We start from the raw sequence: 20,577 nt of genomic DNA on the forward strand, positions 1-20,577 counted from the left end.
CTGCGAGACAGCTCGCGGTTTCTGCGACAGCTTTCGGCAGGCAGGGCGGCAACACGCCGCATCAGGGCGTGTTGCAGATCAGTGCAGCCCGTTTTGCAGCGCCCAGACGGCGGCTTCAAGTCGCGACTTAAGGTTCATTTTCTTCAGCAGATATTTGACGTGGACCTTGACCGTACTTTCACTGATGTCCAGTTTGCGGGCGATGGCTTTGTTGGTCATGCCGTCGCTGATCAGTTGCAGGATCTCGCGTTCACGGCGGGTCAGCTGATTAATGTCGCGCGTCTGACCAGGCTGCGCTTCGCGTAATCGGGCAACCAGAATCGGTGTCAACGCTTCGCTCAGCACGATCTGTCCGGCAGCCGCCTGATGCAGCGCTTTCAGCAGGTCTTCCGGTTCCATATCTTTCAGCAGATAACCATCAGCACCGCGTTTCAGCGCGCTGATCACATCCTCTTCATTATCTGAAACGCTGAATACCACCACCCGGCCAGAGAGGGCGATTTCACGCAGCTGGGTTAGCGTATCCAGTCCGTTCAGGCCTGGCATATTGAGATCAAGCAGGATCAGATCGGGATCGTGCAGCTGTGCCAGCGTCAGGCCATCAATGCCATTACCTGCTTCGGCAACGACCTGCAGTCGCTCATCCAGCGCAATCAGCTGCTTAAGTCCACTACGCAGCATGGGATGGTCATCGATCAGTAAAAGCGTAAATTTCCCGTCCGTCACTATGGCTCCTGTTCCTGTCATCTGCGTCAGCCCCGGCGGGCGACAATGCCTATCTTAACGGGTAAGTCCGGTCGCTATATACCCCTTGTGGACTACTCCTTTATTTCCATTCAGACATCCCTTTGCTGACGGCGCTTGCGGCTGCCATTAAACCGCATGATTTATAAGGGTTATAAGCAGCCAGCTAACTACTTAACCGGGATGGTCAGGGATTGCCGCGCCTTTGTAACCTGCCTTGCCGTTGATTTGTATCAAGCAAGCCGCCAGGCCGGATACGCAGGATATGCACAATTATTATTCTGCTGATGAGAAATTTATGACCCAATCCGCTCCTTTGCAAACTCCGATGCGCGGCGCATTAATTCAGGACTGGCAGCCGGAAAACGAGGCGTTCTGGCAGGCGCGCGGTAAGCGTATCGCCAGCCGTAACCTGTGGATTTCTGTTTTCTGCCTGTTGCAGGGTTTCTGTGTCTGGATGTTGTTCAGCACCGTCGCGGTTAACCTCAATAAAGTGGGCTTTAACTTCAGCACCGAACAGCTCTTTTTACTGACCGCACTGCCGTCGGTTTCTGGCGCCTTGCTGCGTGTTCCTTACTCTTTTGTTATTCCCATCTTTGGCGGACGCCGCTGGACAGCCTTCAGCACTGGCATCCTGATCATTCCCTGTCTGTGGCTTGGTTTTGCTGTACAGGACAGCCAGACTTCATTCACCACTTTTATGGTGATTGCTCTGCTGTGCGGTTTTGGCGGTGCTAACTTCGCTTCAAGCATGGGCAACATCAGCTTCTTCTTCCCCAAAGCCCGTCAGGGCGGCGCGCTGGGCATCAACGGCGGTCTGGGTAATCTTGGCGTCAGCGTGATGCAGTTTGTTGCACCGCTGGCCATCTCCTGCGCCATTTTTGGTTTTGCGGATACAGGCCATACCACTGTCACCGGCGACAGCATCTGGCTGGAAAATGCGGCCTGGATATGGGTGCCGTTTCTGGCACTCGGCACGCTGGCGGCCTGGTTCGGCATGAACGACCTGGCAGCGGCGAAATCCTCGCTGCGTGAACAGTTGCCGGTGCTGAAACGCCCACACCTGTGGGTTATGGCATTGCTCTATCTGGCGACCTTCGGTTCATTTATTGGGTTCTCGGCCGGTTTTGCCATGCTGGCGAAGACTCAATTCCCTGATGTTGTGATCATGCATTACGCCTTTTTCGGCCCGCTGATTGGCGCGCTGGCCCGTTCAGCAGGTGGCATCATCTCTGACCGTCTCGGCGGCACCCGCGTCACGCTGGTCAACTACATCCTGATGGCGCTGTTTACCGCGCTGCTGTTCCTCACCCTGCCGGGTGACGGACATGACGGCTCATTTATCGCCTTCTTCGCCGTATTTATGGGCCTGTTCCTGACCTCCGGTCTGGGCAGCGGCTCTACCTACCAGATGATTGCGGTGCTCTTCCGCAAGCTGACGCTGGAACGTATCAAAGCTGAAGGCGGCGACGATGCGCATGCGCAGCGTGAAGCTGGAACGGAAACCTCGGCTGCGCTCGGCTTTATCTCCGCCATTGGCGCGCTGGGCGGCTTCTTTATTCCGCAGACCTTTGGCCTGTCGCTCGCGATGACCGGTTCACCCGCTGGCGCGATGAAAATCTTCCTGGTCTTTTACCTCTGCTGTATCGCAGTGACCTGGCTGGTTTACGTACGAAAAGCCCGCGCCTGATAACGATAAAGCCGGTGTGGCACACCGGCAAAATTTTCCTTTCTGTGTCACGACAGATGCAGAGTCAGCAATGTCATACAACGCCTTCAGGAGTATTCCGGATGAGCAAGTTTCTTGATCGATTTCGTTATTTTAAACAGCTGGCCGAGCCGTTTTCCGGCCAGCATGGCCAGACCTTAAACAGCAACCGCGACTGGGAAGATGGCTATCGCAGCCGCTGGCAGCACGATAAAATCGTGCGCTCCACCCACGGTGTTAACTGTACCGGCTCATGCAGCTGGAAAATCTATGTGAAAAACGGTCTGGTCACCTGGGAGACCCAGCAGACCGACTATCCACGTACCCGTCCCGATCTGCCCAACCATGAGCCGCGCGGTTGTCCACGCGGTGCAAGCTACTCCTGGTATCTCTACAGCGCTAATCGCCTGAAATATCCGCTGATGCGCAAGAAGCTGATTCAGTTGTGGCGCGACGCGAAAGCGCAGCACAGCGATCCGGTGGAGGCCTGGGCATCCATCATCAGCAATCCGGAAAAAGCAAAAAGTTATAAGCAGGCGCGTGGCCGCGGGGGCTTTGTTCGTTCCAGCTGGCAGGAAGTCAATGAGATGATCGCCGCTGGGAACATCTGCACCGCGAAAACTTACGGCCCTGACCGCATTGTCGGATTCTCGCCGATTCCGGCAATGTCGATGGTCTCTTATGCGGCAGGCGCACGTTACCTGTCGCTGATTGGTGGCACCTGCCTGAGCTTTTACGACTGGTATTGTGACCTGCCGCCAGCGTCACCGATGACCTGGGGCGAGCAGACCGACGTGCCGGAATCGGCTGACTGGTACAACTCCTCTTACATCATCGCCTGGGGCTCTAACGTGCCGCAGACCCGCACCCCGGACGCCCACTTCTTTACCGAAGTCCGTTATAAGGGAACGAAAACCGTGGCGATCACCCCAGACTACGCTGAAGTCGCGAAGCTGTGCGATCAGTGGCTGAGTCCGAAGCAGGGCACCGACAGCGCGATGGCGCTGGCAATGGGCCATGTGATGCTGAAAGAGTTTCATCTTGATCGCGAGGTTGGCTATTTCCGCGACTACGTGCGACGTTATACCGATATGCCGATGCTGGTCATGCTGGAACCGCGCGAGGGCGGCTACTTCGCGGCAGGCCGTCAGCTGCGCGCCAGCGATCTGGTGGATGGTCTGGGTCAGGAAAATAACCCGGAATGGAAAACCGTCGCAATCAACGAGGCGACCGGCGAGCTTACCGCGCCGCAGGGATCTATCGGCTTCCGCTGGGGCGAAAAAGGCAAATGGAACCTGGAGCAGCGCGACGGTCTGTCACAAAAAGAAGTGGAACTGCAGCTTAGCCTGCTCGGCAGCCACGATGAGGTGGTTGAGGTCGGTTTCCCTTACTTTGGCGGCATCACCAGTGAGCATTTCAACAGCGTCGCGCTGGATGAGATCCTGCTGCACAAACTGCCGGTGAAACGCCTGCAGCTGGCCGATGGCAGCGAAGCGCTGGTCACCAGCGTTTACGACCTGACCCTGGCAAACTATGGTCTGGATCGCGGTCTGGACGATGCCAACTGCGCGCAAAACTATGATGAGATCAAGGCCTATAGCCCGGCCTGGGCGGAACAGATTACGGGCGTTTCCCGTCAGAACATCATCCGCATTGCCCGCGAGTTTGCCGAAAACGCCGAGAAAACCCGTGGCCGTTCAATGATCATCGTCGGTGCCGGTATGAACCACTGGTATCACATGGACATGAACTACCGTGGCCTGATGAACATGCTGATTTTCTGCGGTTGTGTGGGTCAGAGCGGAGGTGGCTGGGCGCACTATGTCGGCCAGGAAAAACTCCGTCCGCAGACCGGCTGGGCCCCGCTGGCCTTTGGACTCGACTGGCAGCGTCCGCCACGTCAGATGAACAGCACCTCCTTCTTCTATAACCACTCCAGTCAGTGGCGTTATGAAACCCTGGCCACCAGCGAACTGCTGTCACCGCTGGCGGACAAAAGCCGCTACAGCGGCAGCCTGATCGACCTTAACGTACGGTCCGAACGTATGGGCTGGCTGCCGTCTGCGCCTCAGCTTAACGTCAACCCGCTGCACATCGCGGCACAGGCGAAAGCCGCCGGTCAGTCACCGCTGGATTATACCGTGGAGAGCCTGAAGCAGGGCACCATGCGGTTCGCCGCTGAACAGCCGGACGACCCGCAGAACTTCCCGCGCAACCTGTTTGTCTGGCGGTCCAATCTGCTTGGCTCTTCCGGTAAAGGGCATGAGTACATGCTGAAATACCTGCTGGGTACCGAAAACGGTATTCAGGGCAAAGATTTGGGCCAGCAGGGCTGCGTGAAGCCCGAAGAAGTTGAATGGCTGGACCAGGGCGCCGAAGGCAAACTGGATCTGGTGGTCACACTCGACTTCCGCATGTCGAGCACCTGTCTCTATTCCGACGTGGTGTTGCCTACCGCCACCTGGTATGAAAAAGACGATATGAATACCTCGGATATGCATCCGTTTATTCATCCGCTTTCGGCCGCTGTCGATCCTGCCTGGGATTCAAAAAGCGACTGGGAGATCTACAAAGGCATTGCCAAAGCTTTCTCCGATCTCTGTCCTGGCCATTTAGGCGTTGAAACTGACGTGGTTACGCTGCCGGTGTTGCATGATTCGCCAGCCGAACTGGCGCAGCCATTTGAGACTAAAGACTGGAAAAAAGGGGAGTGCGACCTGATTCCAGGCAAAACCGCGCCACACATTATGGTGGTGGAACGCGACTATCCGGCGACCTGGGCGCGTTTTACCTCGCTGGGACCGTTGCTGGATAGCCTGGGTAACGGTGGCAAAGGCATCAGCTGGAACACCAGCAAAGAAGTCGATTTCCTCAAACAGCTGAACTACGTCAAAGCGGATGGCCCGGCGGCAGGACGGCCGAATATTGATACGGCGATCGATGCAGCAGAAGTGATCCTGGCGCTGGCACCGGAAACCAATGGTCAGGTGGCGGTGAAAGCCTGGCAGGCGCTGGGCGCTATTACGGGTCGTGACCACACGCATCTGGCACTCAACAAAGAAGACGAGAAAATCCGCTTCCGCGATATCCAGGCGCAGCCGCGCAAAATTATCTCCAGCCCGACCTGGTCAGGTCTTGAAGATGAACACGTTTCTTACAACGCCTGCTACACCAATGTTCATGAGCTGATCCCGTGGCGCACCCTGAGCGGCCGTCAGCAGCTTTATCAGGATCATGAGTGGATGCGCGCCTTCGGGGAAAGCCTGATGGTCTATCGTCCGCCCATTGATACCCGCGCGGCGAAGCCGTTGCTGAACAGCAAGCCCAACGGTAATCCGGAGAAGGCGCTGAACTTCCTGACGCCACACCAGAAGTGGGGCATTCACTCAACCTACAGCGACAACCTGCTGATGCTGACGCTGTCACGTGGCGGACCCATCGTCTGGATGAGTGAAGATGACGCCCGCGAGCTGGGCATTGTGGATAACGACTGGATCGAGGCGTTCAACGCCAACGGCGCGCTGACTGCGCGTGCGGTCGTGAGCCAGCGCATCCCGGCCGGTATGACCATGATGTACCACGCCCAGGAGCGCATCGTGAATATCCCCGGCTCGGAAATCACCAGCCAGCGTGGCGGTATTCATAACTCGGTGACGCGAACCTGCCCGAAACCGACCCATATGATCGGCGGCTATGCGCAGCTCTCCTGGGGCTTTAACTACTACGGCACTGTCGGCTCCAACCGCGATGAATTCGTGGTGGTGAGAAAAATGAACAACGTTAACTGGTTAGATGGGGAAGGCAACGATGCCTGCCAGGGCAGCCAGCAGGAGGTAAAACCATGAAAATTCGCTCACAGGTTGGCATGGTGCTGAACCTCGACAAATGTATCGGCTGCCACACCTGCTCGGTGACCTGTAAAAATGTCTGGACCAGCCGCGAGGGCATGGAATACGCCTGGTTCAACAACGTCGAAAGCAAACCTGGCGTCGGCTATCCGCACGCCTGGGAAGATCAGCAGAAGTGGAAGGGCGGCTGGATCCGTAAGATCAACGGCAAGCTGGAACCGCGCATGGGCAGTCGCGTCGGCCTGCTGTCGAAGATCTTCGCCAACCCGGATGTGCCGGCGCTGGATGATTATTACGAGCCGTTCGATTTCGATTATCAGCATCTGCACACTGCGCCGGCCGGTAAACATCAGCCGATCGCACGCCCGCGTTCGCTGATCACCGGTCAGCGGATGAAAAAGATCGAAAACGGCCCGAACTGGGAAGAGATCCTCGGCGGCGAGTTTGCCAAACGCGCGCAGGATAAAAACTTCGATAACATCCAGAAGGAGATTTACGGCCAGTTTGAACACACCTTCATGATGTACCTGCCACGCCTGTGTGAGCACTGCCTTAATCCGGCATGTGTGGCGACCTGTCCTGGCGGCGCGATCTACAAGCGCGGCGAAGATGGCATCGTGCTGATCGACCAGGATAAATGTCGCGGCTGGCGCATGTGCCTGACCGGCTGTCCGTACAAGAAGATCTACTTCAACTGGAAAAGCGGCAAATCAGAAAAATGTATTTTCTGTTATCCACGTATTGAAGCGGGTCAGCCCACCGTCTGCTCAGAAACCTGTGTCGGCCGTATTCGCTATCTCGGCGTGCTGCTCTATGACGCTGACCGCATTGAAGAGGCTGCCGCAGCAGAAACCGAGAAAGATCTCTATCAGAGCCAGCTGGATATCTTCCTTGATCCTAATGATCCCGTGGTGATTGCGCAGGCGCTGAAAGATGGCGTCGCGCAGAGCGTGATCGACGCAGCACAGCGATCCCCGGTTTATAAAATGGCGATGGAGTGGAAGCTGGCGCTGCCGCTTCACCCTGAATACCGCACGCTGCCGATGGTCTGGTATGTGCCACCGTTGTCACCGATTCAGTCGGTGGTGGATGGTGGGGCGCTGGCGCACACCGGCGTGCTGCCGGATGTGGAAAGCCTGCGCATTCCGGTTGAGTACCTGGCGAACCTGCTAACCGCAGGTGACACCGCACCGGTGTTGCTGGCACTGAAACGGATGCTGGCGATGCGCCATTACAAGCGCGCAGAAAGTGTGGACGGTGAGCATGATATCCGGGCGCTGGAGCAGGTCGGTCTGACCGAAGCGCAGGCGCAGGAGATGTACCGCTATCTGGCGATCGCAAACTATGAAGATCGCTTTGTGGTGCCCTCCAGCCACCGCGAACTGGCACGTGAAGCCTTCCCGGAAAGCAAAGGCTGCGGTTTTAGCTTTGGCGATGGCTGCCACGGCAGTGACACCAAATTCAATCTGTTCAACAGCCGGCGTATTGATGCCATCGATGTCAGCAAAAAAACCAGCCGTCCCGAGGAGGCCTCATGATGACGCTGCGTGTTCTGTCACGCCTGCTGGACTACCCGGACGAGGCGTTGTTTACGCACTATCCCGACCTGATTGCGGCACTGGAAGAGGCCAGTGAACTTAACCTGCAGCAGAGCGCACGGCTGGTGCGCTTTATCCATGAGCTCTGCGCCCGACCAATACTGGATGTGCAGGCTGATTACTGCGAGCTGTTTGATCGCGGCCGCGCCACCTCGCTGCTGCTGTTTGAACATGTACACGGGGAATCCCGCGATCGCGGTCAGGCGATGGTCGATCTGCTTGAACAGTACCGGGCCGACGGTCTGGAGCTGGACAGCAAAGAGTTGCCCGATTATCTGCCGCTTTACCTGGAATATCTCGCCTGTAAAAGCGATGAAGCCGCGCGTCAGGGGCTGGATGACATCGTGCCGATCCTGGCTTTGCTGGCTGCGCGGCTGGAAGCGCGTCAGAGTCCTTATGCTGACCTTTTAAGGGTGTTACTGACGCTATCCGGTAGCGCGGTCGATCCTGCGGCCCTCAAGCCCCAGGTGGCGCAGGAAGCGCGGGACGATACCCCGACAGCACTGGATGCGGTCTGGGAAGAGGAGCAGATTAAATTTCTCGGCGAACAAGGTTGCGCCTCGGCGCAGCAGGCGATGCATCAGCGTCGCTTCGCCGATGCGGTTGCGCCGCAGTATCTGGATATTGCCGCGGCGACGGCGCGCAGCACGGGAGAATCAGCATGAATTTTATTAACACTTTTTTCTTCGATATTTACCCCTATCTTGCCGGAACGGTCTTCCTGGTGGGGAGCTGGCTGCGCTATGACTATGGGCAGTACAGCTGGCGGGCCGGCTCCAGTCAGATGCTGGACAAAAAAGGAATGCGTCTTGCCTCTAACCTGTTCCATATCGGCATCATCGGTATCTTCTTCGGCCATATCGTCGGAATGCTGACGCCGCACTGGATGTATGAATCGTTCCTGCCAATCGACGTGAAGCAGAAGCTGGCGATGATAGCCGGAGGCCTGTTTGGTGCATTGACGCTGGCGGGTGGCGCGCTGCTGCTGAAGCGCCGTCTGACCAATCCTCGGGTGCGGGCCACCAGTAGCGTCGGCGACATTCTGATCCTGACACTGCTGGTGGCTCAGGCCACGCTGGGCCTGCTGACCATTCCGTTCTCCGCTCAGCATATGGACGGCAGTGAGATGATGAAGCTGGTGGGCTGGGCTCAGGCAGTGGTGACCTTCCACGGTGGCGCGTCGCAGCATCTGGAAGGCGTGGCGTTTATCTACCGCGTGCACATGGTGCTGGGCATGACGCTGTTCCTGCTGTTCCCGTTCTGCCGACTGGTGCATATCTGGAGCGCGCCGGTTGAGTATCTGACCCGTCGTTATCAGCTGGTGAGAAACCGCCGCTAAACGCCCGATGGCTGCGGGGGAGACACCGCCCCGCAGCCCTGTCTGATCCACTGCGGCGTTGACGTTTTTTTAACATTCCGGACTGTATGTCACTGCGCTGAACGACTACTATTACCGCATCTGAATTTACCCCTCGTTTATGGATAACCGATGCGTCTCAAGTTAGCCCTCCTTGCGTTCATCCCGCTTCTGGCCTCCTGCAGCAGCAAACCTGAAGTTCCGTCCCAGCAGAAGATGCTGGCTGCACCTCAGGGCGGTTTTTTACTGCAGCCGTCCCACAGCGGACAGGCAATGTTCGGCGACTTCGCCGGTAATCCGGCAGCAGAGCAATTTATCGATAAAATGGTGGAGAAGCATGACTTTGATCGTGAGCAGCTGCACAACATCATCGGTCAGGCTAAGCGACTGGATTATGTGCTGCGGCTGATGGATCGCCAGGCGCCGAGCTACACGCCTGCGCCGGGGCCTAACGGTGCCTGGATCCGCTATCGCAACAAGTTTATTACGCCCGATAACGTACAAAACGGTGTGGCGTTCTGGAACCAGTATCAGGATGCGCTGCAACGTGCGCAGCAGGTCTATGGTGTGCCGCCAGAAATTATTGTCGGCATCATTGGCGTGGAAACCCGCTGGGGTCGCGTGATGGGGAAAACGCGGATCCTGGATGCGCTTGCAACCTTATCGTTTAACTATCCGCGCCGCGCCGAGTACTTCAGCAGCGAGCTGGAAACCTTCCTTCTGATGTCGCGTAAAGAGCAGGATGACCCGCTGGCGCTGAAAGGGTCTTTCGCCGGGGCGATGGGCTATGGCCAGTTTATGCCGTCGTCTTACAATGATTATGCGGTTGACTTCAACGGCGACGGTCACGCAAACCTGTGGGATCCGGAGGATGCTATCGGCAGCGTGGCGCACTACTTCCAGAAGCACGGCTGGCGCAGCGGCGAAAATGTGGCGGTTCCGGCCAGCGGTCAGGCACCGATGCTGGAAGATGGCTTCAAAACCCGTTACAGCGTGAGCATGCTGGCGGCGTCAGGCCTGTCACCACAGGGCTCGCTGGACGGAAACGATCAGGTCAGTCTGCTGCGCCTCGACTTAGGCACCAGCTACCAGTACTGGTACGGCTTACCGAATTTCTATGTCATTACCCGCTACAACCACAGCACCCATTATGCGATGGCGGTGTGGCAGCTGGGTGAGGCGGTGAGCAAGGCACGGCAGGGTGGCCTGTTATAAAGGCTATCCTTGTTAACTGTAAGGTTATATGATGACGCCCTTTTTCAGGCCACACAGCCACTGATATCTCTGGAGTCGTTATGTCTTTACCTGCCTGCCCAGCTTGTCACGCCGATTACACCTGGCAAGATGGCGATAACCTCAACTGCCCCTCCTGCGGTCATATCTGGACCGAAGGAGAGGGTGACAGCAGCAACGGATCGCTGGAAGTGCGTGATGCCAATGGCAATCTGCTGGCAGATGGCGACAGCGTCACGGTGATTAAAGATCTCAAGGTGAAGGGCAGCTCCTCATCGCTGAAGATTGGTACCAAAGTGAAAAGCATCCGTCTGGTGGAAGGGGATCACAACATCGATTGTAAAATTGACGGTTTTGGTCAGATGAAATTGAAATCTGAGTTCGTGAAAAAGAACTGAGATCCGGGGCGCAGGGATGCGCCCGTTATTCAGTTAGCTGAAAAGCCGATCGATCGCGGCGCACTGTTCCGCATTCAGCGCACCACCGTAGTTACGTGAGGCGCTGTTCATTGAGTCATAACGACGTGCCACGGCCGTCTTAATCGTCGTCACAAAATCATCGCCAATACTGTAAATTGCCATCAGCCTGCCGATCTGCTGCTGCAGACGCGTCAGCTCAGACAGATTGCCATTTCGCCACGCGGCCATCATCTGCGCAAAGTACTCTGGTACAAGATTATTCAGACCTGAAATCACCCCGGCGCCGCCCGCCAGAAGATTGGGAAGCAGGTATTCGTCATAGCCTGACAGCACGGCGAAATCACTGCGCACTTTGCTGGTCTCCTCAATCATCGCCCGGTTATGCGACAGGCAATCCACCGTATCTTTGATACCCACAAAGTTAGGTAACTTTGCTGCCAGCTCAGCAATCAGCGCCGGCGTCAAATCACAGCCGGTGCGTGCCGGAAAATTATAGGCAAACCATTTTCCCCCAAGCTGCGCGTCAAGTGCCTCGAAGTAGTGCATCAGTTGCTGTTGCGTCTGGCCGTAATAGTAGGGCGGCAGCACCATCACTGCGTCAAAGTTATTTTTCCAGGCGGCTTCAGTCAGTTCCAGCATGTCAGGGATACAGGTCGCCGAGACATTCGCCACCATTTTTAGGGGTGACAACGGCCTGGCTTCCCTGATCAGCTGTAAACGCTCCTGCTGTGTCAGTGAGGCGAATTCACCAATGCTGCCCATCACCAACAAGGTATCCAGACCGGAATCATTGAGGCGGGCAAAATGTCGTCCGAGCGCGTCGATATCGAGTTCACCCTGCGCATTGAACGGGGTGACGCTAGGGCACCAGACGCCGGCAAAAGCCGATTTTTCACTCATAGCGAACTCCTGGATGGGGCGTTAAAAAATGAAACAGTGTTTTAACTTAATTATTCCAGTCCATCTCTGCCAGCACATGATTCAAAAGTGAGCAACGTGTCGCACTTTTTCGTCTTTCATCCGTCTCAGTAAGCGGATGCACCTGATAACTGAGCGAGAGGTCATGATGAAAGAGTGGGATCCTGTGCTGTATCGTAAATTTGAAGCGGAACGAACCCGTCCAGCCCGCGAATTGCTGGCGCGTATTAGCCTGGAACAGGTTGAGCAGGTAACCGATCTGGGATGCGGGCCCGGCAACAGTACCGAACTGCTCGCCGATACCTGGCCGCTGGCGCAGGTCACCGGACTCGACAGTTCAGCAGCGATGTTATCTCAGGCCAGCGAACGCCTGCCGCACTGCCGTTTTGTTCAGGCAGACATTCGCAGCTGGCAGGCAGAGGTGCCGCAGCAGGTTATTTATGCCAACGCTTCTCTGCAATGGCTCGACAACCACACCATGCTGTTTCCTCATCTTGTCAGCCAGCTGGCAATTGGAGGCGTGCTGGCTATCCAGATGCCTGATAACCTTAATGAGCCCTCGCATCAACTGATGCGCGAGGTGGCGGCAACAGAGCGCTGGCATTCACGCATCAATGCCAGTGCAGTTGAACGTACAGAGCTGCTTTCAACAGGCGAGTACTACGATCTGCTGGTGCAGGCCGGTTGTGAGGTGGATATCTGGCGTACCACCTACTATCACGTAATGGCCGATGCGCAGGCGATTATCAGCTGGCTGCAGGCGACGGGCTTACGACCTTTCCTGGCGACGCTGGATGCGTCTGAACAGACGGCTTTTCTGTCTGATTATCATCAGCGTCTGCTTACCGCCTATCCGGCTCAGGCCGATGGTCAGGTTCTGCTCGCTTTCCCGCGTCTTTTCATGGTTGCGATGAAAAAAGAGTAAGTACGATGGAAAGCCGGTCGCAAAAACAGTGCAATCGGGATAAGCGTCCTTGAAAAAGCAGACTTTCTGCACCACCTTCAATCCACAACCCAGGGAGAAATGGTAATGGATGATCAGCAGTTGCAGGCGCTTAGTGCGCAGATAGGTGAGAAGCTGAAGCAACGCAATGCCACCGTAACCTGTGCGGAATCCTGCACGGGTGGATGGATTGCTAAAGTCTTTACCGATATCAGCGGCAGTTCCGCCTGGTTCGAACGCGGTTTTGTGACCTACAGCAATGAAGCAAAACATCAGATGGTGGATGTGCAGGCTGACTCGCTGGCGCAGTATGGCGCGGTCAGTGAAGCGGTGGTGCGCGAGATGGCGCAGGGTGCCCGCAAGGCGGCCCATGCTGACTACGCGATCTCTGTCAGCGGTATTGCGGGCCCGGATGGCGGCAATGAAGAAAAACCGGTGGGTACGGTGTGGTTCGGCTTTGCCGGTCCACAGGACAACGTGTTGGCGTTGAAGCAACATTTTAACGGCGATCGTGAGGCCGTTCGCCGCCAGTCGGTGGCATGGGCCTTACAGACGCTGTATGGCGAATTTCTGACAAATTAAACTTGATACTGTATGACTATACAGTATAATTACTGGCAACAGAAAGAGTACAGGCACCCTGAGTGCGTGTTTACCCGGCTTGATTAGGAGTTGAAATGGCGATTGATGAAAACAAACAGAAGGCTTTAGCTGCCGCGCTTGGCCAGATTGAGAAACAATTTGGTAAAGGCTCCATCATGCGCTTGGGTGAAGACCGCTCAATGGATGTGGAAACCATCTCTACTGGTTCGCTGTCGCTGGATATCGCGTTAGGCGCAGGCGGTCTGCCAATGGGTCGTATCGTTGAGATCTACGGACCGGAGTCTTCTGGTAAAACCACGCTGACCCTGCAGGTTATCGCGTCTGCGCAGCGTAAAGGCAAAACCTGTGCCTTTATCGATGCTGAGCATGCGCTCGATCCGGTTTACGCCAAGAAACTGGGCGTAGACATTGAGAACCTGCTCTGTTCTCAGCCCGATACGGGTGAGCAGGCGCTGGAAATCTGTGATGCGCTGGCGCGCTCTGGTGCGGTTGATGTCATCATCGTCGACTCCGTTGCCGCTCTGACGCCTAAAGCAGAAATTGAAGGTGAAATCGGTGACTCTCACATGGGCCTCGCGGCACGTATGATGAGCCAGGCCATGCGTAAGCTGGCCGGTAACCTGAAGCAGTCTAATACCCTGCTGATCTTCATCAACCAGATCCGTATGAAAATTGGTGTGATGTTTGGTAACCCGGAAACCACCACCGGTGGTAACGCGCTGAAGTTCTACGCTTCTGTCCGCCTTGATATCCGTCGTATCGGCGCAATCAAAGAGGGCGATAACGTGGTCGGCAGTGAGACCCGCGTTAAAGTGGTGAAAAACAAAATCGCCGCGCCATTCAAACAGGCTGAGTTCCAGATCATGTATGGCGAAGGTATCAATACCTTTGGTGAGCTGGTCGACCTGGGCGTGAAGCACAAGCTGATTGAAAAAGCGGGTGCGTGGTACAGCTATAACGGCGACAAGATTGGTCAGGGCAAATCGAATGCCGGCAACTTCCTGAAAGAGAATGCTGCTGTGGCAAACGAAATTGATCTGAAGTTGCGTGAGATGCTGCTCAACGGCGCGGATGAAAAACTCGCAGCAGCTGACAAGGCTGCCGAGAAAGAAAACGCAGCAAGTGAAGCGAACGAAGACTTCTAATCACTGATGCGGGAGGGGCGAAAGCCTCTCCCATCGTTGTTTCCCCCCGCCATTACTCTTCTTGCCTTCCCTCTGTCCTGTTCTGTCGCCATAATCTCACTCCTGTTTGTACAAGGTGCGCAGTATGACTGAACCCTCTCAGCCCCAACCTGATGTCGTCTCCTATTCCCGTCTGCTGGACCGTGCGATGCGTATTCTTGGCCAGCGCGATCACAGCCGTGCAGAATTAGCCCGTAAGCTGCAACAATCAGCGCAGCGTTCCGCATGGGCACAGAAAAAAGAGCCTGAAATTGTCACTGAAGCGCTGCTTGAACAGGTACTGAATTGGTGCCAGGAGAGCGGCTGGCTCAATGACGAACGTTTTACCGAGCGTTTTATTCAGAGTCGAAGCCGCAAAGGTTTTGGGTCGCAACGTGTGCGCCTCGAACTGGCCCAGAAAGGCATTGACCGTGAATCCATTGATCTTGCGATGGAAGAGACGGAAGTCGACTGGGCGGTGTGCGCGGCTCAGCTGGCGGAACGAAAATTCGGACACCCATTGCCCACAGAGTGGAAAGAGAAAGCGAAAGTACTACGCTATCTGCAGTCAAAGGGCTTTATGACCGAAGATATCCAATCCGTTTTCAGAAATTTTGATGACTAAAAGCCGATGTAATTTTACTTCCCACTGAAGAAAATTTATCTTATTCCCACTTTTTGTTCCACTAATCAGGCACCACGAAAGTGTGGTCGCGCCGATCAGAGGGAACGTTCGTTAGCGTGATTCCAGGACATATATGAGCAAGAGCACTGCTGAGATCCGTCAAGCGTTTCTCGACTTTTTTCATAGCAAGGGACATGAGGTTGTAACCAGCAGCTCCCTCGTACCGAATAACGATCCAACCTTGTTGTTTACCAACGCCGGGATGAACCAGTTTAAAGATGTGTTCCTCGGGCAGGACAAACGTGATTACACACGTGCGACCACGTCACAGCGCTGCGTACGCGCAGGCGGTAAACACAACGATCTTGAAAATGTCGGTTACACCGCACGTCATCACACCTTCTTTGAAATGCTGGGTAACTTCAGCTTTGGTGACTACTTCAAGAGAGAGGCGATTGGTTTTGCCTGGGAACTGCTGACGAGCGAGCAGTGGTTCAGCCTGCCAAAAGAGCGTCTGTGGGTGACGGTCTATGAAACCGACGATGAAGCCTTTGATATCTGGGCGAATGAAATCGGTGTGCCGCGCGAGCGCATTATTCGCATCGGTGACAACAAGGGCAGCGCATACGCGTCTGATAACTTCTGGCAGATGGGCGATACCGGTCCTTGTGGTCCATGTAGCGAGATTTTCTACGATCACGGCGATCACATCTGGGGTGGCCCACCAGGCAGCCCGGAAGAAGATGGCGATCGTTACATTGAAATCTGGAACATTGTCTTTATGCAGTTCAACCGTCAGGCAGATGGCACCATGCTGCCGCTGCCAAAACCGTCGGTTGATACCGGAATGGGCCTTGAGCGTATTTCCGCCGTTCTGCAACATGTTAACTCCAACTATGAAATCGACCTGTTCCAGAAACTGATTCAGGCCGTTGCGCAGGTTACCGGTGCAACTGACCTCAGCAACAAATCGCTGCGCGTTATTGCCGACCACATCCGTTCCTGTGCTTTCCTGATTGCCGATGGTGTGATCCCGTCGAATGAGAACCGTGGCTATGTGCTGCGTCGTATCATTCGTCGTGCCGTGCGTCATGGCAACATGCTGGGCGCCAAAGAAGCCTTCTTCTATAAGCTGGTTGCACCACTGATTGAGGTCATGGGCGCGGCAGGCGAAGAGTTGCAGCGTCAACAGGCTCAGGTTGAGCAGGTGCTGAAGAGCGAAGAAGACCAGTTTGCCAGAACGCTGGAGCGCGGACTGGCGCTGCTGGATGAAGAGCTGGAAAAACTGCAGGGCGACACGCTGGATGGCGAAATCGTCTTCCGTCTTTACGATACCTTTGGCTTCCCGGCTGACTTAACGGCTGACGTCTGCCGCGAACGCAATCTGAAAATCGACGAAGCGGGCTTTGAGCAGGCGATGGAGCAGCAGCGTCAGCGCGCACGTGAAGCGAGTGGCTTCGGTGCTGACTACAGCAATGTTATTCGCATTGATGCCGCCTCATCATTCAAAGGTTATGATCAGCTCGATTTAGCCGCCACGGTAAAAGCGCTCTATGTTGCGGGCGAAGCGGTAGATGAAGTGACCGCAGGTCAGGATGCCGTGGTCGTGCTGGATGAAACGCCATTCTATGGCGAATCAGGTGGTCAGGTAGGCGATACCGGTCTGCTGAAAGGGAAGAATGCTGAATTTAGCGTCCAGGATACACAAAAATATGGTCAGGCAATCGGTCATGTCGGTAAGCTGACCGCAGGGCAGTTGCGTATCGGTGATCGTCTTGAGGCGCAGGTTGATGCGGCACGTCGTGCGCGCATCCGTCTGAACCACTCTGCTACCCACTTATTGCATGCCGCATTGCGTCAGGTTTTAGGTGAGCATGTGGCGCAAAAAGGCTCGCTGGTTAACGACAAATACCTGCGTTTTGACTTCTCGCATTTCGAAGCGATGAAACCTCAGGAGATTCGTCAGGTCGAAGATATCGTCAATGCGCAGATTCGTCGCAACCTGCCGGTTGAAACGGAAGTGATGGATCTGGATGCGGCGAAGTCTAAAGGTGCAATGGCACTGTTTGGCGAGAAATATGATCAGCGCGTGCGCGTTCTGACCATGGGTGATTTCTCAGTCGAATTGTGTGGTGGTACTCACGCTGCACGCACCGGTGATATCGGCCTGTTCCGTATTCAGGCTGAGTCAGGTACGGCAGCAGGTATCCGTCGTATCGAAGCTATTACGGGTGAAGGCGCGCTGGCACAGGTTAATGCGCAAAGCAGTCAGCTGCAGGATCTTGCGCAACTGGTTAAAGCGAACAGCAGCAACCTGAACGAGAAAGTGCGTGGTCTCGTTGACCATGTGCGGGCTCTGGAGAAAGAGTTGCAGCAACTGCGCGACCAGCAAGCTGCCCAGGAGAGCGCTTCACTGAGTAGCAATGCCATCGATGTTAAGGGCGTGAAACTGCTGGTCAGCGAGCTCAACAATGTCGAGCCTAAGATGTTGCGTACCATGGTTGATGACCTCAAGAATCAACTCGGGTCTGCGATTATCGTGCTGGCGACGGTTGCCGAAGGTAAGGTGTCGCTGATTGCCGGGGTGACCAAAGATCTGACTGGCCGTGTTAAAGCGGGCGAGTTGATCGCCGGTCTGGCACAGCAGGTAGGCGGGAAGGGCGGTGGCCGTCCTGATATGGCACAAGCGGGTGGTACGGATGCTAAAGGGCTGAAAGGCGCTCTGGCAGGCGTTGAGAGCTGGGTTAACAGCCGCCTTTAATGACTTAGAACAAGGCATTGTAAAAAGCGTCAGAACTCTGGTTCCGGCGCTTTTTAATACGATGCTAAAGCAGCAAATGACAAAGTCAGGCTGATGTAGTGTATTTCGGCTAAACTAACTATCAGCAGAATGTATTGGCGCATCGATGTGCATTGGTGTATCTCTCATAGTCAATGTGCAGCGTTAAATGATGGATAATGCCGGGAGCCTGTACAAGCCCGACTCTTTTAATCTTTCAAGGAGCAAAGAATGCTTATTCTAACTCGTCGAGTTGGTGAAACCCTCATGATCGGTGATGAGGTAACTGTAACGGTGCTGGGTGTTAAAGGTAACCAGGTACGTATTGGGGTTAACGCACCGAAAGAAGTGTCTGTGCATCGCGAAGAGATCTATCAACGCATCCAGGCTGAAAAAACGCAACAAACCAGCGTTTAACGGATTCAGCGTCTCGCACCTGTGCGAGGCGCTACCGCTTTGTCTAAAAATCCTCTCTTTTCTTCTCTCCCGCTTTCTCCCTGTGTAGTTAACGTCATCCTCTCTCATTGTTGATAATTCACTCTTTTTGTCTTCATTTTGCCCCAATTGTGTGTGATTTGCTCAATCAAACAAAGTTTCGGAAAAATTGTTTGACTTAAAAGTCCGGGAAAGTAATATGTGCGCCACGCAGTGCCGATGAGCAGAAACAAGTTCAGACGCACGGTTCGAAAGAAAGCGTAAGGTGAGGTGGCCGAGAGGCTGAAGGCGCTCCCCTGCTAAGGGAGTATACGGTCAAAAGCTGTATCGAGGGTTCGAATCCCTCCCTCACCGCCATTTTCGATGCATCCATAGCTCAGCTGGATAGAGTACTCGGCTACGAACCGAGCGGTCGGAGGTTCGAATCCTCCTGGATGCACCATCGAAAATAAAGAAATAAAGCGAATTAGCAATTCCTTTCATGGTGAGTAGTTAGCACCCTGCGTTGTACAAGAATTAGATTTATGCATCCATAGCTCAGCTGGATAGAGTACTCGGCTACGAACCGAGCGGTCGGAGGTTCGAATCCTCCTGGATGCACCATTCTTTGTAACATCCTCAGGTTGGTTTCTGTTAGTCCATAAAAAGTTGTACCCCAAAAGATAGACCCCAATGCATCCATAGCTCAGCTGGATAGAGTACTCGGCTACGAACCGAGCGGTCGGAGGTTCGAATCCTCCTGGATGCACCATCTTCTTCAGTTTTAAGTTCCCTCAATGAATTTGGCGTAATCATCGCTAAGACCTCAAAAGAGACATACTTTTTTATACCCTGTACAGCAAGCGCTGAACGAGCATCCTGAACTGCTCCCCTGCAGTTACCCTCTGGCTTTACCCACACTGTTTTCCTGCCTGATCTGCCCCATTGATTCATCATCCTGACTTAAGCGACACGTAACACATTTTCTCCGCCTCAGAGATCGCCATTTTACTGCCCACGCCCGTCCGCCACCGCTTGCCTGCCAGAGTAATGTTAAAAAATCGCTGAAAATTCGTACGGTTATCGCTGGCCGCGCACGATCACCTTTATCTGAAAACAAAAATTGCTAATGCTTTCAAAGCATTTGCTGTTCATCCCCCCTGGCGACAACCTGTCCACATTAGGCTAAAGTAATGTCTCATTTGGTGAATGTCCGGAGTGACAATGTACGATCAATATGACGGCCTGATTTTTGATATGGACGGCACGATTCTTGATACTGAGCCGACACATCGAAAAGCGTGGCGTCAGGTGCTCCAGCGTTACGGATTAACGCTGGATGAAGCACGTATTATCGACTTTAATGGCGCACCTGCCTGGCGGCTTGCGCAATTCATCATTGAATCCAATCAGTCGTCACACGACCCTCATCTTCTTGCTGCAGAAAAAACCGCTGCTGTGAAAGCGATGCTGCTGGAAAACGTTAAGCCGCTGCCTTTACTGGATGTGGCGAAGGCGTATCACGGGCGTCGTCCTATGGCTGTGGGGACCGGAAGTGAACATAGCATGGCAGAGGCGTTACTGACGCAGCTTGGCGTGCGTGAGCTCTTTACGGCAGTCGTCGGCGCTGACGACGTACAGCATCATAAACCTGAGCCTGAGACCTTCTTGCGCTGCGCTGAGTTGATGGGTGTGGCGCCGGCACGTTGTGTGGTGTTCGAAGATGCAGACTTTGGTATTCAGGCCGCTAAAGCGGCAGGCATTGCAGTGGTGGATGTTCGTTTACTGTGAGTGACGTACTTACCTATGCCTCGATGTTTGGCAGCAGTTTTCTGAGTGCGACGCTCCTGCCGGGAAGTTCTGAAGCATTACTGATAGCACTATTGATAGCAAAAAAGACATCAGTTTACGGGTTGCTTGTAGCCGCATCACTGGGAAACACCTTGGGCGGTTTAACCAACATTCTTATTGGTCGCCTGCTGCCGTTAAAACGTCAGGGGCGATGGCATGACACAGCAATGACGTGGTTGCACCGACTGGGACCAGCAGCACTTTTATTCAGCTGGCTACCGGTGATAGGTGATCTGCTCTGCGTTCTCGCGGGCTGGTTACGTTTCGCCTGGCTGCCAGCGATACTGTTTCTCGCTGTCGGCAAAACACTGCGTTATATCGTTATCGCGACTGCCACATTACAGGGTATGCAATGGTGGCATTGATTCGCACAG

General features: G+C 54.7%; 17 protein-coding genes and 4 tRNA genes. 19 read left to right on the top strand and 2 right to left on the bottom strand.

The annotated features are described in order from the left end of the window. Window positions 1-78: 78 nt before the first annotated feature. On the bottom strand, window positions 79-747 hold the full coding sequence (gene narL, locus IAI47_RS04245) for a two-component system response regulator NarL (protein WP_050540861.1): 669 nt from the start codon (window positions 745-747) through the stop codon (window positions 79-81). Window positions 748-1,042: 295 nt separating this feature from the next. On the opposite strand from narL, the gene IAI47_RS04250 reads away from it, so the two are divergent. The 7 genes from IAI47_RS04250 (at window position 1,043) to IAI47_RS04280 (ending at window position 10,886) form a co-directional block, all read left to right on the top strand. Continuing rightward, window positions 1,043-2,434 (top strand): NarK family nitrate/nitrite MFS transporter, encoded by a 1,392-nt coding sequence (locus tag IAI47_RS04250; RefSeq protein ID WP_008927101.1) that lies wholly within the window; start codon window positions 1,043-1,045, stop codon window positions 2,432-2,434. 101 nt (window positions 2,435-2,535) lie between these two features. Then, window positions 2,536-6,297 carry a nitrate reductase subunit alpha gene (locus tag IAI47_RS04255; protein ID WP_008927100.1) on the top strand — a complete coding sequence of 1,254 codons (3,762 nt, stop codon included), beginning with the start codon at window positions 2,536-2,538 and terminating at the stop codon, window positions 6,295-6,297. Next, window positions 6,294-7,838 carry a nitrate reductase subunit beta gene (gene narH / locus IAI47_RS04260; protein WP_008927099.1) on the top strand — a complete coding sequence of 515 codons (1,545 nt, stop codon included), beginning with the start codon at window positions 6,294-6,296 and terminating at the stop codon, window positions 7,836-7,838. The genes IAI47_RS04255 and narH overlap by 4 nt, the downstream gene beginning before the upstream one ends. Continuing rightward, a complete protein-coding gene (gene narJ / locus IAI47_RS04265) occupies window positions 7,835-8,563 on the top strand; it encodes a nitrate reductase molybdenum cofactor assembly chaperone (protein WP_008927098.1) in 729 nt (242 codons plus the stop codon). Before narH ends, narJ begins: the two co-directional genes overlap by 4 nt. After that, complete coding sequence (narI, locus tag IAI47_RS04270; RefSeq protein ID WP_008927097.1) at window positions 8,560-9,237, top strand: respiratory nitrate reductase subunit gamma; 678 nt, start codon at window positions 8,560-8,562, stop codon at window positions 9,235-9,237. The genes narJ and narI overlap by 4 nt, the downstream gene beginning before the upstream one ends. Window positions 9,238-9,387: 150 nt before the next feature. After that, window positions 9,388-10,470, top strand: a complete 1,083-nt coding sequence (gene mltB, locus IAI47_RS04275; RefSeq protein WP_003849072.1) for a lytic murein transglycosylase B — start codon at window positions 9,388-9,390, stop codon at window positions 10,468-10,470. Window positions 10,471-10,550: 80 nt separating this feature from the next. Continuing rightward, window positions 10,551-10,886: a zinc ribbon domain-containing protein YjdM gene (locus IAI47_RS04280; protein ID WP_003849071.1), complete on the top strand. Its 336-nt coding sequence runs from the start codon at window positions 10,551-10,553 to the stop codon at window positions 10,884-10,886. A 33-nt stretch (window positions 10,887-10,919) separates the two neighbouring features. Here IAI47_RS04280 and IAI47_RS04285 read toward each other — a convergent pair whose 3' ends face one another. Then, complete coding sequence (locus IAI47_RS04285; protein ID WP_008927096.1) at window positions 10,920-11,807, bottom strand: dihydrodipicolinate synthase family protein; 888 nt, start codon at window positions 11,805-11,807, stop codon at window positions 10,920-10,922. Between the two features lie 166 nt (window positions 11,808-11,973). Between IAI47_RS04285 and tam the strand changes: the two genes are divergently transcribed. The 12 genes from tam (at window position 11,974) to IAI47_RS04345 (ending at window position 20,568) form a co-directional block, all read left to right on the top strand. After that, entirely contained in the window at window positions 11,974-12,750 is a 777-nt protein-coding gene (gene tam / locus IAI47_RS04290; protein ID WP_008927095.1) for a trans-aconitate 2-methyltransferase, read from the top strand. Window positions 12,751-12,855: 105 nt separating this feature from the next. Next, window positions 12,856-13,350 (top strand): nicotinamide-nucleotide amidase, encoded by a 495-nt coding sequence (gene pncC, locus IAI47_RS04295; protein WP_008927094.1) that lies wholly within the window; start codon window positions 12,856-12,858, stop codon window positions 13,348-13,350. A 95-nt stretch (window positions 13,351-13,445) separates the two neighbouring features. After that, window positions 13,446-14,516, top strand: a complete 1,071-nt coding sequence (gene recA / locus IAI47_RS04300; protein ID WP_003849064.1) for a recombinase RecA — start codon at window positions 13,446-13,448, stop codon at window positions 14,514-14,516. A 124-nt stretch (window positions 14,517-14,640) separates the two neighbouring features. Next, complete coding sequence (locus tag IAI47_RS04305; RefSeq protein WP_008927093.1) at window positions 14,641-15,159, top strand: regulatory protein RecX; 519 nt, start codon at window positions 14,641-14,643, stop codon at window positions 15,157-15,159. Between the two features lie 133 nt (window positions 15,160-15,292). Beyond that, window positions 15,293-17,920 carry an alanine--tRNA ligase gene (alaS, locus tag IAI47_RS04310; RefSeq protein ID WP_008927092.1) on the top strand — a complete coding sequence of 876 codons (2,628 nt, stop codon included), beginning with the start codon at window positions 15,293-15,295 and terminating at the stop codon, window positions 17,918-17,920. Between the two features lie 249 nt (window positions 17,921-18,169). Continuing rightward, window positions 18,170-18,355 (top strand): carbon storage regulator CsrA, encoded by a 186-nt coding sequence (gene csrA, locus IAI47_RS04315; protein WP_008927091.1) that lies wholly within the window; start codon window positions 18,170-18,172, stop codon window positions 18,353-18,355. A 282-nt stretch (window positions 18,356-18,637) separates the two neighbouring features. After that, a tRNA-Ser gene (locus IAI47_RS04320) sits at window positions 18,638-18,730 on the top strand. An 8-nt stretch (window positions 18,731-18,738) separates the two neighbouring features. Beyond that, a tRNA-Arg gene (locus IAI47_RS04325) sits at window positions 18,739-18,815 on the top strand. An 84-nt stretch (window positions 18,816-18,899) separates the two neighbouring features. Further along, a tRNA-Arg gene (locus IAI47_RS04330) sits at window positions 18,900-18,976 on the top strand. A 71-nt stretch (window positions 18,977-19,047) separates the two neighbouring features. Then, a tRNA-Arg gene (locus IAI47_RS04335) sits at window positions 19,048-19,124 on the top strand. A 452-nt stretch (window positions 19,125-19,576) separates the two neighbouring features. Then, on the top strand, window positions 19,577-20,143 hold the full coding sequence (gene yqaB / locus IAI47_RS04340) for a fructose-1-phosphate/6-phosphogluconate phosphatase (RefSeq protein ID WP_008927090.1): 567 nt from the start codon (window positions 19,577-19,579) through the stop codon (window positions 20,141-20,143). Then, entirely contained in the window at window positions 20,140-20,568 is a 429-nt protein-coding gene (locus IAI47_RS04345) for a YqaA family protein (RefSeq protein ID WP_008927089.1), read from the top strand. Before yqaB ends, IAI47_RS04345 begins: the two co-directional genes overlap by 4 nt. Window positions 20,569-20,577: the final 9 nt, after the last annotated feature.

The sequence above is a fragment of the Pantoea sp. MT58 genome (assembly GCF_014495885.1).
Lineage (GTDB): Bacteria > Pseudomonadota > Gammaproteobacteria > Enterobacterales > Enterobacteriaceae > Pantoea > Pantoea eucalypti.

Bases quoted from the DNA above. Each gene is read 5' to 3' on its own strand.
- alaS (WP_008927092.1), top strand. From the start codon at position 15,293: ATGAGCAAGAGCACTGCTGAGATCCGTCAAGCGTTTCTCGACTTTTTT.
- IAI47_RS04305 (WP_008927093.1), top strand. From the start codon at position 14,641: ATGACTGAACCCTCTCAGCCCCAACCTGATGTCGTCTCCTATTCCCGT.
- tam (WP_008927095.1), top strand. From the start codon at position 11,974: ATGAAAGAGTGGGATCCTGTGCTGTATCGTAAATTTGAAGCGGAACGA.
- yqaB (WP_008927090.1), top strand. From the start codon at position 19,577: ATGTACGATCAATATGACGGCCTGATTTTTGATATGGACGGCACGATT.
- IAI47_RS04250 (WP_008927101.1), top strand. From the start codon at position 1,043: ATGACCCAATCCGCTCCTTTGCAAACTCCGATGCGCGGCGCATTAATT.
- mltB (WP_003849072.1), top strand. From the start codon at position 9,388: ATGCGTCTCAAGTTAGCCCTCCTTGCGTTCATCCCGCTTCTGGCCTCC.
- recA (WP_003849064.1), top strand. From the start codon at position 13,446: ATGGCGATTGATGAAAACAAACAGAAGGCTTTAGCTGCCGCGCTTGGC.
- IAI47_RS04255 (WP_008927100.1), top strand. From the start codon at position 2,536: ATGAGCAAGTTTCTTGATCGATTTCGTTATTTTAAACAGCTGGCCGAG.
- narL (WP_050540861.1), bottom strand. From the start codon at position 747: ATGACAGGAACAGGAGCCATAGTGACGGACGGGAAATTTACGCTTTTA.
- pncC (WP_008927094.1), top strand. From the start codon at position 12,856: ATGGATGATCAGCAGTTGCAGGCGCTTAGTGCGCAGATAGGTGAGAAG.
- narJ (WP_008927098.1), top strand. From the start codon at position 7,835: ATGATGACGCTGCGTGTTCTGTCACGCCTGCTGGACTACCCGGACGAG.
- narI (WP_008927097.1), top strand. From the start codon at position 8,560: ATGAATTTTATTAACACTTTTTTCTTCGATATTTACCCCTATCTTGCC.
- IAI47_RS04285 (WP_008927096.1), bottom strand. From the start codon at position 11,807: ATGAGTGAAAAATCGGCTTTTGCCGGCGTCTGGTGCCCTAGCGTCACC.
- narH (WP_008927099.1), top strand. From the start codon at position 6,294: ATGAAAATTCGCTCACAGGTTGGCATGGTGCTGAACCTCGACAAATGT.
- csrA (WP_008927091.1), top strand. From the start codon at position 18,170: ATGCTTATTCTAACTCGTCGAGTTGGTGAAACCCTCATGATCGGTGAT.
- IAI47_RS04280 (WP_003849071.1), top strand. From the start codon at position 10,551: ATGTCTTTACCTGCCTGCCCAGCTTGTCACGCCGATTACACCTGGCAA.